The sequence below is a fragment of the Finegoldia sp. genome (assembly GCF_046991905.1).
Classification (GTDB): Bacteria; Bacillota; Clostridia; order Tissierellales; family Peptoniphilaceae; genus Finegoldia.
The window spans coordinates 1-14,592 of sequence record NZ_JBKWZF010000005.1; the positions used below are offsets into that span (position 1 = coordinate 1).

The following is a 14,592-nucleotide window of genomic DNA, read 5'->3' on the forward strand; positions in this document are numbered from 1 at the left end:
ACCTTCATAAAACAACAAGAGCTATTGTAAATTACTGTGTAGATAACAATATCAATACGGTAATAATTGGAGATATTAAAGGAATAAGAAAAAATAATAATATTGGGCATATTAATAATCAAAAATTACATTTCTTGCCATACAATAAAATATATCAAATGCTTGAATACAAGCTAAGATTGGAAGGGATAAGACTTGTTAAGCAAAAAGAATCGTATTCTAGTCAAACAAGCCCAATAGCTCCATTTGTTAATAAAGAGTATGCTAAAAAATCAAACAGAATTAAAAGAGGATTATACAGAGATAAAGACAATATGTGGAACGCTGATATAGTCGGAGCATACAATATATTAAGATTATATTTGCAAGAAGAAAACAAGGCTATTAATCTTAATCCTTATGAGATAAAAAGCCCTTATCTGTTAAAAGTAGCTGTGTAAAAAACAGTATAGGTGTTATGGACACACCCCGAATCTGCGATGTTTTTTCATCGTATATCGGATGCTCGGTAATTCAATTGCCGAGTAGTTCACTATCTGATGAAATATAGCCCCTACTCCCCTGCCTCATAGCAGGGGTTTTTATGTGGGTACATGTCATAGGTGTATCAATAGTTTGTGGTGTTGTCACTTGTCGATATATTGCATACATAAGAAAACAATGAATAAAAAGGAGAGTATATTATGAAGGTTAACGTAAAAAATACAAAAAATGTTTTAAAAGATATGAAAGGAGATTTTCCTTGTCCTATCCCCTTTTCTAAAAAAGATTATATAGAGATTTCGAAACAATATTCAGGGGAATCTTTCAGTAACGATGAATATCAATGTATAATCAACACATACATCATGGATAATGATATTTACGATGCAATTATTGAATATTTTTATAAAAACAATTTGGAATATTTTGTAAAATATTTTCCAAATCTTAGAGAAGAGTTATGTTCAGAGGATTTTGTGGGTTATGTTTATGATTATGCTGGAGATGGCGTTGCTATGTTTTCGGATTATACTAATATAGTTTCCGACCTTTGTACACTTGTGGATTATGCTTTTTTCAGAGAATGTGTATTGTCATTAATTTATCGTGATAATGATGAACAAGTTGCAAGTGATATAATTGATGAAAACTTAGATGATATCGAGATGGATAGTTATGACTGTTTCACGATAGATGATATTTATGATGTTGTTGAAAAGTATAGCAACAAGAATGTAATATGTGATTAGTTATTTGTGGTGTTGTTATTTGTGTATATATCGCATATAACAAACAAGCATCGAATCATTCAGATATTAAATTACAAGTGATATGGAGATTAATTATTTGTGGTGTTATCACTTGTCGATATATTACATATAACAAAAGATAAAGGAGAGTAAATGATGAATAATGTACTTTTATTAGGAAGATTAACAAAAGATGTAGAATTGAGATATAACAATTCACAAATGGCTATTGGTAGATTTACGGTTGCCGTTAACAGAAGATTAACTAAGGAAAAAAGACAAGAGGCTAAGGCTAATAACCAACCTACGGCTGATTTTATTAGTTGTGTTATTTTCGGAAAACAAGCAGAGGTATTGGCACAATATGTATCTAAAGGTATGAGGGTTTTGGTTAACGGAAGAATCCAAACGGGTTCATACGACAATAAAGAAGGTCAAAAGGTTTATACAACTGAAGTTATTGTTGAACAGTTTGAGTTTATTGATAGCAATAACCAACATAACGAAGGTAATAAACAACAAAATAACGTAGACGATTTTGGAATGGGTAATGCCGTTGTCAATAATGATAGTGAAATGCCTTTCTAGAGGGAAAATCGAGAAGTGGTGTAATGCCACTTCCTTTCTTTTTATTATAATGTGATTTGTGTTTATTTCACTTGTGATTTGTCAATATGTAGTAATGATTGAGGTGATTATGTGAAATGCAAAGACAAGTATAAAAATCTTGACAAGTATAGAGCAGCGAAGCGTAGACAACAGCAAAGGCATCGAGAAAAGTATGGTGCCGGAAAACCTCCGAGAACTTGGAGTGACGAAGAAATTCATTTGTTAATGGATTTCGATGGACTAGATAGAGATTTAGCGAAAAGATTAAACAGATCTCTGGGTGCGATATATACAAAGAGAGCTAGGGTTCGTTCGCAGGTAAGGGGGTGACTGATGTTCAGGAATATATAGGTACAGCTTATAGTGTGATTAATAATTAGTCTACTTGTGATTTGTCGATATATTACATATAACAAAAAATAAGAACTAAAAAAGGAGAGATGATTATGAATATTAGTTATGATGTTATGGAAAAAGAAGATTTGCTGAACTATTTAGATGATGGATATATTCTTACAGATGAATACGAAGATGTTGGGCCCGATAAAACTTTTTATCAATTAGTAAAAAAGATTAACAATCGTGTATATTCAGTAATCGATTATAAGTTTGAGGATAACACATTTATGCAATCAGAAATGACTATAGATTTAGACAATTATACAACAGAGCAATTAGATGAATATGCTGAACCATATTATGGTTCTTTTGAAATGGCTGTAAAAATGTGTGGAGATGATGTGTTTCAAATTATGTGCGAATGTATAGCAGAAACGGAATTTGCTATGTAAAAAGAGGGTGGGCTGTGCTAAACTAAAAGCTTAGCCTTTTTCTGGCACATTAAATTTCATTTGCCGTTTATAATGTGTAGGTACAACTTATAGTGTGATTAATAATTAGTCTACTTGTGATTTGTCGCTATATTACATACATAGAAAAATAAAAGTTAAAAAAGGAGAGATAATTATGACAGAAGTAAGCCAAGATTTAAGAATGTTTTTAGCAACTTTGAATAACAGAGTTAAAAAGATTGAAGGAATGTTTAACCAAGAAAGTGAAGATACTTGTAAAACATTACACCTAATGAAAGATAGAAAGGCAATAGCAATATCATCAGCTGTTAGAATTAAAGATGTAGTTTTGTTATATCCAAACTTGAATATATCAAATTATAATCCTGATGTAGATGAAGGCTTATCAACATTAGTGTTAATTCCTAATGATAAAGATATTGTTAACGAAATAAATAAAGCATATCTAAATGCTTTTGACTACGGTATTAAAAAAGGGATATATCCAAAGAATACAACAATGGATATGATAAAGAAAAAGACCAATGAATCCTTATTTATAGACGTTAATTCTTTTGTTGCTAATCAAAAAGATGATAACAAAGAGTTTTGTCAATCTTTAGCACAAAATAAACTAATGATAAGAAATGTTAAAGTAGGTAATGACGAAACGGGTAAGCTTTCAGTTGTACTAAGAGATAGAGATGGTAAGCTACTAGATCCAAACGAAAGAATTTCTTCTGGAGATACGGGTGAGATAGTAATTAAGTTTTATCCATACTCACATAAAGGTAAGGTTGGAATAAGTCGTTATATTCAAGGTTTTATTAGAACCAGCGAATGTATTACACAAAAATCAATTTATATTTAAGTGATAATAAGAATGTGGTATAATAATTAATAAAGATACCACATTCTTTTATTAAAATAGCTAAGAATACTCGTGACTTTAGTCATGGGAGGTTCGGAAGAACCAGCGAATGTATTACACAAAAGAAATGCGTTGGTTAATCGCATAAACTAATTAACCAGTCGGATTGACTGCACTGACTTAAATAAGACAAAATCATAAGCACATAGCAGGTCTTTTTAAGGCTGGGCTAGTGAAGTGCATATCATACGATATAGATTTGTTGAGTTCTCTGTTAAAGAAGAAAAAGTCATCAATAGATGAATCAATCTTCGGATTTTCCAAAAGAGAACCCCCCGACTTTAGTCGTGGGGAGTAGTCAGAATACCACATTCTTTTATCTGGATATTTTTTGCAAAAGAACAATTTGCCTTAAATTATCATCGGCACTAGGATTAACGCATGTTGATAAAATGACGTATTTTTCGATAGCCTCTTTTGGTTTATTGACTACTATGTCTGATGTATTTATCAAATTAATTAACCAGTCACGATCTTCTTGCGTTTTATAAAAGCTTCTATCAAGCTTTTTAATACGCTTAATAGAAATTATTTTATAACGTTCAATACCTTGTATCGATGTTATTGTAAATATATCGTTATTACTAGATTGTAAGTTGGTCGTGTATTTTTGGTTTTGCAACTTAGTAAGATTTGAAAACATCTTATCATCTAGCATTTTATGACCGAACAGATTGTTGTTCCAGTCACTAAAATCACTGCGATTGTAACGGTCTAGAAATATGGTTCCATATTTGTTCTTTTTGTTATTAATATCGTGGTTAAGCCAGTAAGTGTCATCTTTGGATTTTACGATGATTTCGTCTATATTTAAAGCCTTATTTTCGATTCTTCCGATGACATTTCCGTTATTTAGTTTTTTTCTTAATTCGAATATTTTATCTTGTGATGATTTCTCGTTTGAATTAAGTGTTTTATTCATAGATTCTGATACAGCTTTTGTATTGTTTTCTTTACGATAGCTTTGAAGTTCAGAGTTTGTGATTATTGATATTGGGATTAGAAATGTAATTATGGATATGAATAATAATATTTTTTTCATTAGTTCCTCCTAATTATGTTATACCCGAAATTTTGAAAGGAGTAATTGTTGAGTGAATTTAATTTATTAGATGAGAAATGGATTCCTGTAATTGACACTGATTGTAACAACTTAAATGTTTCAATTCTGGAGCTATTTAAAAATGCCTCTAAGTACATTAGTATAGCAGGTGATACTGAAGTTCAGACCATTTCAATAACGAGATTTTTGTTATCTATTCTTCAAACGGTATTCTCAAGATTTGATGAGAACGGAGAAGAGTATGGGTATTTTGGGTTAAATGATATGTTTAAGCAGAAAACTGAAATAGATCCAAATGTTATTGAAGATTATATTAATGATTTGAATAAAGCATGGATTAATTTATGGGAAAAGAAATCTTTCCCAAAGATTATAGAAACTTATTTAAATAAATATCACGATAGATTTTATTTATATGATGACGAGTATCCGTTTTATCAAGTAAGTAGTAATATATGGGAAGATTTTAATGTTATATCGAGGGGTAAGCAAAACGCAAAACCATCTAATATCCCTTTTAAAAAGATAAACGGTAAGTTTTATGAATCGAATTCTTTAAGAATGTTCAACGTTAACGATGAAAAGGCAAAGAATAAAATGTCAGATTCAGAACTTGCTAGATGGATCATAACATATCAAAACTATTCTAATACGTCAGATAAGGCTGTTTTTGACGGTGTTGACAAAAAGTCATATGGTTGGTTGTATAAGATTACTACAATGAGTTTAAGGGGTAGTAACGTGTTTGAAACACTAATGCTAAATCTTGTTTTAGTACACCCGGTTAAAGAGTTTGTAGGAAATTCTCAAAAACCTTGTTGGGAAGAATCGTCAAATAGGATTATTACTAAGAATATTAAAGGTTATGTTCCAGATAATTTAGCAGAATTGTATAATACTTATTCAAGAGCTATTAGAATATCAAACAATAGCTTAGATGTGTGTAAATTATCTTTAATAGAGCCTATTAAATTAGAAAGTATGGCTATTTTGAGATATAAGGAAAAAGAAGATATTTATAACACGATAAAGGTTAGAAGTAACTACAGTTTGTGGCAGATTTTATTCTTGATCCGTAAGGGGTTGTACGAAACACCCGTTATTCTTGAAAACTTATTAAAGTATTCTGAAAATATTGATTTCAAAGATATTAAAATAGACATGGTAACATTGATAGATGATGGAAACGCATTATCATATGTTCCAAAAGAGGAAATTTTCAGTAGTTTTAACATAAATGTATTGGAACTTTTTAACAAGGATTCTGATTTATATAAAACTTTAGAATATTGTTATACTGTTGTTCAAAATTACAGTAATTTCTTATATAAAATTACACAATTAAATAGATATGACGATAAGTCTTCTAAAGGTTACATTGAGAAAAAATTAGAGCCTCTATATTTCTATGTAGATAGAGAACTCTCAGCTGATATTGACTTAGGAGATTTTAGAAAAGAATTTAAAATGTTTGCATTACATCAAATAAAAGAATTTTCAACTAGAAAAGATTGCATAGAAATTTATGCAAACTTAGTAAAATATATTGATTTTGAAAGAAAAGAGGAAGAAGAAAATGAAGAATAGATTATATTTAGACATACACGCAATACAAGTACTACCACCATCAAATGTGAATAGAGATGAATTTGGAAACCCAAAATCAGCATTATACGGTGGAGTGAATAGATCAAGAGTTAGTTCTCAATCATGGAAAAGAGCTATTAGAGAATATTTTTATGAAAATAGCGAAATTCAGAACTTAGGAGTTAGAACATTAAAATTACCTGATTATATAGCTGATAAAATGCTAGAAATTGATAGCTCAATCCCTAGAGAAGAGGCTATTAAAAAGGCTGGAAAGGTGTTAAAATCAGCTGGAATTTCAACGAAACTTAAAGATGTTGATGATGAAGGAGAAAAGGCTTTAGTCTTAGAATCTTTGTTTTTTATCTCGGATAAACAAGCGTTAGAATTAGCACAAGCAGCAGTAAAAGGTGATGTTGCAAAACCCGATATTATAGACAGTATTAAAAACAATATGTCTATAGATATAGCGTTATTCGGTAGAATGGTTGCTTCATCTAAAAACTTAAATGTAGAGGCAAGCTGTCAAGTAGCACATGCTATATCCACTCATGAGGTTAATTCTGAAGTAGACTACTTTACGGCAGTTGATGAGTATACTAAGGATCAAGGAGCTGCAATGATTGGTAATTCTAATTTTAATGCCTCAACATTATACAGATATTCAAATATTGCAATTCACGACTTGTTTGAAAAAATACACGACAAAGAAACATTAATTAATTCTATTAAGCTTTTTATTAAAGCTTTCTGCTTATCAATGCCATCAGGAAAGATAAGTTCTTATGCAAATCAAACTTTGCCTAGCTTTTTATCAATCGATATTCGTTCAGATAGGCCAATGAACTTAGTTTCTGCTTTTGAAGAACCCGTAGTGTCTAATTCAGGATATACTAATAAATCTATAGTAAAACTTTGCGATGAACATAAAAAGTTTAATAAATTTTACGACAAACCTTTATTAAGCTCTTTTATTTCTTTTGATGATATTGATTGTTTAAATGAGTTTGGCGATGAAGCCGATAATTTAAACAATTTAGCTGAAAATGTAGCTAATTTTTTAAAAGATAATTTAGGTGATTAATTGTGAGTGTTATTTTGTTAAAGTTTGCTAGTCCTCTTCAATCATGGGGAGGCTTAGCAAATTATGAGATAAGAAATACTGAATATTATCCAACAAAAAGTGCTGTTATTGGGCTGGTAGCAGCGGCTTTTGGATTTAAAAAAACCGATACAGAAAGCATCAAGAAGTTCAACTCTTTAAATTTCTCCGTTAGAATAGATCAAAGAGGAAGTTTGATTCGTGATTTTCAAATAGCTATGGAATACAACCCTAAATATATGCCTAATGACCCTAATTACTTTGTTAAGAGCAATTTAATACAAAAGTATTATATCCAGGATGCTAAGTTTCTTATAGCCTTATCGAGTGATGATGAAAAGTTAATGGAAGATGTATACAACGCTTTAAAAAGCCCTGCATACCAACTATTTCTAGGCAGAAAATCAAACCCGATAAATGCTGATTACTTAATAGGAAAATTTGACGGAAATGAGCTTGATATAATCAAAGATTATGAATGGTTAGCTTCTAAATGGTATAAGGAAAGCATTAAAAAAGATAGTGTAGAGTTATCAATATTCAGTGATTATATAGATACTAGTAGTAAAGAAAAGCTAATAAGACGTGATTTAACAGAGTCTTTTGAGAATACAAAACGTGATTTTTCAAGTAGATTCGAATATAAATATGTAACAAAGGTGGGTGAGTAAATGTATCTTTCAAGAGTAATGCTCAAAGATAATCAAAATTATAGAAATTATGTGTATACTAATTTACAATATTTTCATAAATGGGTTGAAGAATCCTTCCCAAACGAATTTAAAGAAAACATAAGAACTAGAAAGTTGTGGAGATTGGATAGTTTTAATAACAAAAATTATTTAATAATGCTATCAGAACAAAAACCGGATATCGAAATGTTTGAAAGAAACGGTATTAAAGGAACTGCTAAAATAACCAACTACGATCAATTTTTAGACGATATTAGTGAGAATAAACTATATCGATTTAAAATAAAATATAATCCCGTTAGTTCTGTATATGTTAGAAATTCACAAAGAGGCGATAATTTCATCTGTAGAAGTGATGAGGATAAGATAAAATATCTTATTGACAGAAGCGATAAAAACGGTTTTGAAGTTTTGGAGTGTACACTAATTCAATCAGGTTATGATAAGTTAGTTAAAGATAATCAAAAAGCTCCTATCAACAAAGCTGTAGTTGAGGGTGTTTTAGCTGTTAAAGATGTAGAGAAATTTAAAGAAATTTTAATTAATGGTTTTGGCAAAAGAAAAGCTTATGGATATGGGCTTATGACAATTGTGCCAATAGCTGAAAGGGGATAATATATGATTAATAATTACAAGGCAATAGTTGATTCTGAATTGACTAAAAAAAGCAAACATGGTCATGACAGATATGTTATAGTGGATATAGAAACAGGCGAGATTTTAGACGATGCTCAAGGATATGGATATAAGTCCAAAGAGGGTGCGTATAAGTGCTTTGGATATAAAAGAAAAAGAGGCGATCTAAACTAGCTTTCTTGCAATAGCAGGTGTTTTTTTCTAGTCGAAAATAGGATAACTTTTCATGCAAAGACGTGTGAAAAAAGAAGCCTGAACTAATAGTAAAATCAATGTTATAGAAAATTTGGCACATTATTATAAAATTTTTATTTCCCAGAATTTTGAGCTTTTGTAAGTATTTTACCCGCACATGCGGGAGTGTTCCTAAGATTGTGGAGGACTACAAGTAATGAATTTGGTTTTACCCGCAAGTGCGGGGGTGTTCCTAACAAAAAGACTCAAGAATTGTTTAATATTAAGTTTTACCCGCACTTGCGGGGGTGTTCCTAGCAGGTTAAAGCATACTCGAAGTCTGCTTTTGTTTTACCCGCACTTGCGGGGGTGTTCCCACGATAAATCTATGAAAAGATATTCATTTTTACCCGCACATGCGGGGGTGTTTCTATCGACCGAATTGTAAATTTCCAGTCGTACATGTTTTACCCGCACATGAAAATATGTTTTACCCGCACATGCGGGGGTGTTTCCAAGATCGAGGGAGATGATGAAGATGGCAAGTAGTTTTACCCGCACATGCGGGGGTGTTTCTGGGTACTATGTAGATACTTCATGGAAAACTAAGTTTTACCCGCAAATGCGGGGGTGTTCCTGACTACTGTTGTTCTTGGTCTGATAAAAATTGGTTTTACCTGCACTTGCGGGGGTGTTCCTAGAAGATTTTTATTCTACTGAGTACAAAAACAGTTTTACCCGCACATGCGGGGGTGTTCCTAGGCAGATGTACTTATCCAATGGAGCAAGTCAGTTTTACCCGCAAGTGCAGGGGTGTTCCTGTTAATAATGTAAATAACTACAACGGTGTTGAGTTTTACCCGCACTTGCGGGGGTGTTTCTATCGACCGAATTGTAAATTTCCAGTCGTACATGTTTTACCCGCACTTGCGGGGGTGTTCCCAGGGAAGATACTGGCGGCCCTAAAACAGCACAATTTTCCCAGCAATAGCAGGGGTCTTTCAATAGCAGGGGTCTTTCTATGTATGAGGATTATCAAGATAAGTTTCTCGCAATGGCGAGTGTATTTCTTTATATTTAAGAGTATTTTCTCGCAAATAGCGAGTGTAGTCCAAGAATATTTTTATCTTTTATTTTTTCTCGCAATAGCGAGTGTAGGTACATGATATAGTACTACATATAATTAGTCTACTTGTGATTTGTCGCTATATTACATATAACAAAGAGATAAAGGAGAGTAGGTTATGAACTATTTGTATGGAATGAAAGAGCGTGAGTTTTCGCTGGGCTGTCAACCGAAAGACGGATTGTTGGGATTGTCGGATAAAACAAGCGATAAGTACTATGACATTATCGAATATTCGATAAAACTAACAGAGAAAGAAATCAAAGAATATGAATTAGATCCAATAGAATAAGTGAAAGTAAGAGAAGATTTGTTTCTTCTCTTTTTTTGTTGGTACAAGAGCTAGATAGAATAACTAATTTGAACATTAAATAATTACGCTATATTACATACATAACAAAGATAAAGGAGAGTAGACTATGAAAGAGGTGTCAATTAAACTTATCACAGAGTTGATTTTGGACAAGGATTATTTGGAATATTCTTATGACTTAGATATGAGTGAATATGATGATGAAAAACTAACAAAATGGTGTTTGGACTATATCAAGCGTGATATCAACGAGATAATCATTAATTCAGACATAGAACCAATAATAACGATAACTGACTAGGAGAAAACTTATGAAAAACGATATACAAAAGCTTAATCAAATCTTCCACCAAGTATTGCAAGATGATGAAAATGCGAATGGAGGAATAAGCTACATTGGAGAAAATTTTGGAAACTTTTTATTAGAAACTACACAATTATTTCCTAGAAACGTTGAGGAATACAACAAAAAGTTGCCTAAATATAATAAAATGCTTATAGAATGTGGAATTAAACCAACTTTGATAAGATTTTAGAAAGGGCTTAAATTAGCCTTTTCTAAGCTTTATGGTACAGTTATGAGTGTGATTAATAATTAATCTACTTGTGATTTGTCGCTATATTACATATAACACAAAGATAAAGGAGAGATAATTATGATTAAAGAAAGCATTTGTGATTATACGGTTAATAAGATGCCTTTTGATGAGGGTTTTAAAAAATTGGTACTTGAGCTTGAATCGGAAGACATCGATTATACAGTATACTTGGATATCGAAAGTGAGGATATTTCTTCAATGCCAACTGTAGACTACAAGGGAAATGTCGGAAGATACTACAATCAAAAGATAACGTTGTTGGAATGGAAAACGGATGGGATTAGTAGTGTCATAAATAATTATCCTTGGAGCGATTTAGAAGAATTGTTAAATTCCAACGATATTAAAGAATATAGAAAAGAGTTTCTACAAAATTATAAAGATGAATTTATAGAATATATAGACGAAAGTGAAGACGAAGAAGATGCTTTTATCAATTTTATGGAGAACTATTGGCAGGAATATACAGGCTTTTTATTATCCGATAAAGATATGGTGAATAACGAAGATGTTTTATCTTTTTTGCTAGAAAACTATAACTATTATGTTGATAAGATTATAGAAAATTATAACAATTTTTTGTGTGAACAAATAAAGGAGAGAAAATTATAAAATATAACGTAGAAATTGTAGAAACATTAAGAGAAGTTGTAGAAATTGAAGCAAAAACTGAAGAAGAAGCGATAAGAAAAGTAGAAGAAATGTATTTCAACGAAGATATAGTGTTAGGTGCAGAGAATTTTGACAATTTGGTTGAGTTTAATTTGCAAGAAGATTAAAAAAGATTTTTATAAAGCTTGGAGAATTTGTTAATCTTCTCCAAGCTTTTAGTACATATTTGATATTATATATATTTAAAGGAGAGAAAATTATGGAAAATTTAGAGTTAGAAAGAGTGGAAATTAAATATAATTCAATGTTTTTAGATGGGAAACAACACATTGAAAGCTATGCTTTTGTTAACGAAGAAATTAGGTATGATTTAGAAAAGATTGAAAATGCACTTAAATATTTTGATAGCTATTTATTATCGTACTCAATATGGGATATACTATATGAGAAAACCGATGAAGAGTTAGATTTTGATGAAAGATTAGTTCAAGATATGCTGTATGATATGCGTTTTAATATAAAAAAGATTTCTAATCTTGAATTAAAAAAAGAGGTTGAAGAATGTATTTTAAAATTGTATGATAGCGGAAGTATAGTACAAATAAACAATGTTTTGCTTTATCTTGATGATAATTATGAATGTGAAGATTGTCCTAGCTTAGAAGAGGTTTATACTCTTGATATGTATTTATCTCATGATATCAAAGACTTAGATTTAAGCGTTTTTGACTATGAACAACTTTTAGAAATCCACAAAGGTCTTAAAAATGATGTTGATGTTAGATTATATGCTAATCCAAAATATCACTGGAGCAGGATGGCTATAATTAGAGAAGCATTAGAGAATTATAGTATAGACGTTTCGAAATACGTTGAGGCTGGCTTTACAGAAAATGAAATAGACGAAATTAGAGAAGGACTTGAAAATGGTGTTGATGTTAGCATTTATACCGATATTTACCTACATCATGACGAAATGCGTGAAATTAGAGAAAAGCTAGAAGAAGGAAAGAAAGTCTATAAATTGAGATATGATAGTTCTCAATTAGATATAATTATTAACGCATTAGAGGAAGCGAAAACTTATTATGAGCAATATTTGTTCGATAGTTATGATAATTTTGATGAGTTAGAAAAAATCATTAAGGATTTAAAAAATGAGCTGCCTCACAAGTTGTGGTGATGATAGATTTATAACAAAGAGGGGGAGAAATCCCCTCTCTTCTTTATTTTGGTACATCCATAGCTATACTATTAATTCCTGCTGCCTATATTCACGATATACTATACATACATAACGAAGATAAAGGAGTAAAACTATGCTATTAATATTAGGGAAGACTTGTTCTGGGAAAGATGCCTTTGCGAAAGAGTTAGATAAGCTTGGATATAAGCCTGTTATATCGAGAACTACACGAAAGAAAAGAAATAAAGAAGATAATAAGTATATATTCGTTTCTAAAGAGCAAGCCGAAAGAGAGAAGAATCAATCTATAGCGTATACAGAAATAGGCGATAATGTCTATTATGTCCTTGAAGAAGATCTAGATGGAAAAGACTATTATATAATCGATTATAAAGGTTTTTTAAAGCTTGAAGAAAGTTTTCCAAATACTGATTTCGATATAGTTTATTTAACTGCTGATGAAGAAACAAGAAAAGAAAGGTTCATCAAACGTGGTGGAACAATTGAACAATTTTGTAAAAGAAACATTGCAGAAAAAGAGCAATTCAAAGACTTTATAGCAATAACCCAAAGTACAGATTTGGAAAATCATAATATAAGATTTCTCACATTTTTGGATAATAATTTCGAGAATAATTTCGAAAATTTTACGAAAGAGGTAGATAACACTTTGACTTGGTTTGAGAATATTGGCGTTATAATTGATTTTATGATCGAAAAAGATCATTTATCCGTAAACTCTGATCGCAAAATAAGAGTGTATTATACGGAAAACAACGAGGAAAAAGTAAGATATGTTTCTAAAGGCAATTTCGCAAGAATTTTGCAACATGATAACGAAGGTTTTCGCTATGTATTAGACGACATTTTGGGGAATAGAAATATTTTCGAAATTTTATCTAAATCATAAGAAAGGTCAACTACCCCAGGACTTTTATCTGGGGTTTTGTTGTTATCGTGGTCTTTTATGTTTATCTCTTGTATAATATTTATATAATATTTAGTTGAGGTGTTTTATGAGATGTAGAAGATTTTTTGGATTCGTTAATTCGTTAGTGTTTAGGTTTTAATACGCGTTTGGAAAGAGGTTAGTTTATGCTAGCTTCTTTTTTGTTTGCTAATATCTTGCTTTGTCCGATAAATCTACTCTTGAATATATTTATTAAATGGTATATACTATGTATATACGTAAAAGATTAATATTTGGAGGTTATTATGCAAGTTAAGTTATCTAAGTGGGGAAATTCTCAAGGGTTGCGAATTTCAAGGTCAATTTTAGATGTTTTAAATTGGAAAGATGATGATTCTTTAAATTTAAGAATTGAGGATAACAAGTTAATAATTGAAAATTCATATTGTGATGAAATTAGTATAGAAGATCTATTTAAAGATTTTAAAGGAGAATATGTAAAAGAAGACATTGATTGGGGAGAAAGTGTAGGAAAAGAAGTATGGTAAGTCAAGGTGATATAATAAAAGTAAACTTAAATCCAACTAAAGGACACGAACAAGCAGGATATAGACCAGCATTAGTAATAAGCAATGACTTTTTTAACGTGAAAACAAATCTTGTAATTGCTTGTCCTATAACAAATACAAACAATAGATTTCCTTTGCATATAGAGTTAGATAAGAGAACTCAAACAACGGGTGTAATATTGTGCGAACATATTAAATCTTTAGATCTAGCAAGCAGAGGTTATAAGCTAGTTGAAAAAGTTCCACAAGATATTCTAGAAAATGTGTTAAACATTGTTAAGTCAGAATTATAATATACTATGGGTTTTGTAAGGTGTCGTGAACTACCCCCACTTAAAGCTTAACGCTTTTGAAGTAGGGGCTTCTTGCTTCATTCTCTACTGCGATGAATCTGATTAAAAGAAGTTAGAAAAAACTAACTTCTTTTTTTCTTTTTTCATAGATTTTTAGCTCTCTATTC

Annotated in this window: 21 protein-coding genes; 20 read left to right on the forward strand and 1 reads right to left on the reverse strand. The window is 30.9% G+C overall.

The window, feature by feature from the left end:
* From ACLUJM_RS03450 to ACLUJM_RS03475, 6 genes are all read left to right on the forward strand, one after another.
* Positions 1-440, forward strand: a 440-nt coding sequence (locus ACLUJM_RS03450; RefSeq protein WP_412412158.1) for an IS200/IS605 family accessory protein TnpB-related protein, incomplete at its 5' end; no start/stop codon positions are given.
* Between the two features lie 243 nt (positions 441-683).
* Positions 684-1,232: a hypothetical protein gene (locus tag ACLUJM_RS03455; protein ID WP_412412159.1), complete on the forward strand. Its 549-nt coding sequence runs from the start codon at positions 684-686 to the stop codon at positions 1,230-1,232.
* A 156-nt stretch (positions 1,233-1,388) separates the two neighbouring features.
* Positions 1,389-1,820, forward strand: a complete 432-nt coding sequence (locus tag ACLUJM_RS03460; protein WP_412412261.1) for a single-stranded DNA-binding protein — start codon at positions 1,389-1,391, stop codon at positions 1,818-1,820.
* 111 nt (positions 1,821-1,931) lie between these two features.
* Entirely contained in the window at positions 1,932-2,171 is a 240-nt protein-coding gene (locus tag ACLUJM_RS03465; RefSeq protein ID WP_412412160.1) for a hypothetical protein, read from the forward strand.
* A gap of 116 nt (positions 2,172-2,287) precedes the next feature.
* The gene (locus ACLUJM_RS03470) at positions 2,288-2,632 is read left to right on the forward strand and encodes a hypothetical protein (RefSeq protein ID WP_412412161.1); all 345 of its coding nucleotides are present in this window, start codon (positions 2,288-2,290) and stop codon (positions 2,630-2,632) included.
* A 175-nt stretch (positions 2,633-2,807) separates the two neighbouring features.
* On the forward strand, positions 2,808-3,503 hold the full coding sequence (locus tag ACLUJM_RS03475; protein ID WP_412412163.1) for a DUF2815 domain-containing protein: 696 nt from the start codon (positions 2,808-2,810) through the stop codon (positions 3,501-3,503).
* A 376-nt stretch (positions 3,504-3,879) separates the two neighbouring features.
* Here the strand turns inward: ACLUJM_RS03475 and ACLUJM_RS03480 are convergent, their stop codons facing one another.
* Positions 3,880-4,605: a class B sortase gene (locus ACLUJM_RS03480; RefSeq protein ID WP_412412164.1), complete on the reverse strand. Its 726-nt coding sequence runs from the start codon at positions 4,603-4,605 to the stop codon at positions 3,880-3,882.
* Between the two features lie 48 nt (positions 4,606-4,653).
* Between ACLUJM_RS03480 and ACLUJM_RS03485 the strand changes: the two genes are divergently transcribed.
* The 14 genes from ACLUJM_RS03485 (at position 4,654) to ACLUJM_RS03550 (ending at position 14,425) form a co-directional block, all read left to right on the forward strand.
* A complete protein-coding gene (locus ACLUJM_RS03485; protein ID WP_412412165.1) occupies positions 4,654-6,213 on the forward strand; it encodes a type I-E CRISPR-associated protein Cse1/CasA in 1,560 nt (519 codons plus the stop codon).
* Positions 6,203-7,297, forward strand: coding sequence for a type I-E CRISPR-associated protein Cas7/Cse4/CasC (gene cas7e / locus ACLUJM_RS03490; RefSeq protein WP_412412166.1), 1,095 nt, complete (start codon positions 6,203-6,205; stop codon positions 7,295-7,297). Before ACLUJM_RS03485 ends, cas7e begins: the two co-directional genes overlap by 11 nt.
* Before the next feature lie 2 nt (positions 7,298-7,299).
* Entirely contained in the window at positions 7,300-7,986 is a 687-nt protein-coding gene (gene cas5e, locus ACLUJM_RS03495) for a type I-E CRISPR-associated protein Cas5/CasD (protein ID WP_412412167.1), read from the forward strand.
* A complete protein-coding gene (cas6e, locus tag ACLUJM_RS03500) occupies positions 7,987-8,622 on the forward strand; it encodes a type I-E CRISPR-associated protein Cas6/Cse3/CasE (RefSeq protein ID WP_412412168.1) in 636 nt (211 codons plus the stop codon).
* A gap of 3 nt (positions 8,623-8,625) precedes the next feature.
* Positions 8,626-8,817 carry a hypothetical protein gene (locus ACLUJM_RS03505; RefSeq protein ID WP_012289868.1) on the forward strand — a complete coding sequence of 64 codons (192 nt, stop codon included), beginning with the start codon at positions 8,626-8,628 and terminating at the stop codon, positions 8,815-8,817.
* A gap of 1,244 nt (positions 8,818-10,061) precedes the next feature.
* The gene (locus ACLUJM_RS03510; RefSeq protein WP_412412169.1) at positions 10,062-10,235 is read left to right on the forward strand and encodes a hypothetical protein; all 174 of its coding nucleotides are present in this window, start codon (positions 10,062-10,064) and stop codon (positions 10,233-10,235) included.
* Between the two features lie 127 nt (positions 10,236-10,362).
* Complete coding sequence (locus tag ACLUJM_RS03515; RefSeq protein WP_412412170.1) at positions 10,363-10,557, forward strand: hypothetical protein; 195 nt, start codon at positions 10,363-10,365, stop codon at positions 10,555-10,557.
* Positions 10,558-10,567: 10 nt separating this feature from the next.
* A complete protein-coding gene (locus ACLUJM_RS03520; RefSeq protein WP_316518158.1) occupies positions 10,568-10,792 on the forward strand; it encodes a hypothetical protein in 225 nt (74 codons plus the stop codon).
* Between the two features lie 120 nt (positions 10,793-10,912).
* Positions 10,913-11,467, forward strand: a complete 555-nt coding sequence (locus ACLUJM_RS03525) for a hypothetical protein (RefSeq protein ID WP_412412171.1) — start codon at positions 10,913-10,915, stop codon at positions 11,465-11,467.
* Positions 11,468-11,481: 14 nt separating this feature from the next.
* On the forward strand, positions 11,482-11,634 hold the full coding sequence (locus ACLUJM_RS03530) for a DpnD/PcfM family protein (protein ID WP_412412262.1): 153 nt from the start codon (positions 11,482-11,484) through the stop codon (positions 11,632-11,634).
* 92 nt (positions 11,635-11,726) lie between these two features.
* Positions 11,727-12,650, forward strand: coding sequence for a hypothetical protein (locus ACLUJM_RS03535; protein ID WP_412412172.1), 924 nt, complete (start codon positions 11,727-11,729; stop codon positions 12,648-12,650).
* Between the two features lie 136 nt (positions 12,651-12,786).
* Positions 12,787-13,563 (forward strand): AAA family ATPase, encoded by a 777-nt coding sequence (locus ACLUJM_RS03540; protein WP_412412173.1) that lies wholly within the window; start codon positions 12,787-12,789, stop codon positions 13,561-13,563.
* A gap of 305 nt (positions 13,564-13,868) precedes the next feature.
* On the forward strand, positions 13,869-14,111 hold the full coding sequence (locus ACLUJM_RS03545) for a cell division protein FtsW (protein ID WP_412412174.1): 243 nt from the start codon (positions 13,869-13,871) through the stop codon (positions 14,109-14,111).
* Positions 14,105-14,425, forward strand: coding sequence for a type II toxin-antitoxin system PemK/MazF family toxin (locus tag ACLUJM_RS03550; protein WP_392436266.1), 321 nt, complete (start codon positions 14,105-14,107; stop codon positions 14,423-14,425). Before ACLUJM_RS03545 ends, ACLUJM_RS03550 begins: the two co-directional genes overlap by 7 nt.
* Positions 14,426-14,592: the final 167 nt, after the last annotated feature.

What these genes read in the sequence shown, in the direction of transcription:
- ACLUJM_RS03455 (WP_412412159.1), top strand. Translation starts at nt 684, where the DNA reads ATGAAGGTTAACGTAAAAAATACAAAAAATGTTTTAAAAGATATGAAA.
- ACLUJM_RS03460 (WP_412412261.1), top strand. Translation starts at nt 1,389, where the DNA reads ATGAATAATGTACTTTTATTAGGAAGATTAACAAAAGATGTAGAATTG.
- ACLUJM_RS03470 (WP_412412161.1), top strand. Translation starts at nt 2,288, where the DNA reads ATGAATATTAGTTATGATGTTATGGAAAAAGAAGATTTGCTGAACTAT.
- ACLUJM_RS03475 (WP_412412163.1), top strand. Translation starts at nt 2,808, where the DNA reads ATGACAGAAGTAAGCCAAGATTTAAGAATGTTTTTAGCAACTTTGAAT.
- ACLUJM_RS03480 (WP_412412164.1), bottom strand. Translation starts at nt 4,605, where the DNA reads ATGAAAAAAATATTATTATTCATATCCATAATTACATTTCTAATCCCA.
- cas7e (WP_412412166.1), top strand. Translation starts at nt 6,203, where the DNA reads ATGAAGAATAGATTATATTTAGACATACACGCAATACAAGTACTACCA.
- cas6e (WP_412412168.1), top strand. Translation starts at nt 7,987, where the DNA reads ATGTATCTTTCAAGAGTAATGCTCAAAGATAATCAAAATTATAGAAAT.
- ACLUJM_RS03505 (WP_012289868.1), top strand. Translation starts at nt 8,626, where the DNA reads ATGATTAATAATTACAAGGCAATAGTTGATTCTGAATTGACTAAAAAA.
- ACLUJM_RS03510 (WP_412412169.1), top strand. Translation starts at nt 10,062, where the DNA reads ATGAACTATTTGTATGGAATGAAAGAGCGTGAGTTTTCGCTGGGCTGT.
- ACLUJM_RS03515 (WP_412412170.1), top strand. Translation starts at nt 10,363, where the DNA reads ATGAAAGAGGTGTCAATTAAACTTATCACAGAGTTGATTTTGGACAAG.
- ACLUJM_RS03520 (WP_316518158.1), top strand. Translation starts at nt 10,568, where the DNA reads ATGAAAAACGATATACAAAAGCTTAATCAAATCTTCCACCAAGTATTG.
- ACLUJM_RS03525 (WP_412412171.1), top strand. Translation starts at nt 10,913, where the DNA reads ATGATTAAAGAAAGCATTTGTGATTATACGGTTAATAAGATGCCTTTT.
- ACLUJM_RS03535 (WP_412412172.1), top strand. Translation starts at nt 11,727, where the DNA reads ATGGAAAATTTAGAGTTAGAAAGAGTGGAAATTAAATATAATTCAATG.
- ACLUJM_RS03540 (WP_412412173.1), top strand. Translation starts at nt 12,787, where the DNA reads ATGCTATTAATATTAGGGAAGACTTGTTCTGGGAAAGATGCCTTTGCG.
- ACLUJM_RS03545 (WP_412412174.1), top strand. Translation starts at nt 13,869, where the DNA reads ATGCAAGTTAAGTTATCTAAGTGGGGAAATTCTCAAGGGTTGCGAATT.
- ACLUJM_RS03550 (WP_392436266.1), top strand. Translation starts at nt 14,105, where the DNA reads ATGGTAAGTCAAGGTGATATAATAAAAGTAAACTTAAATCCAACTAAA.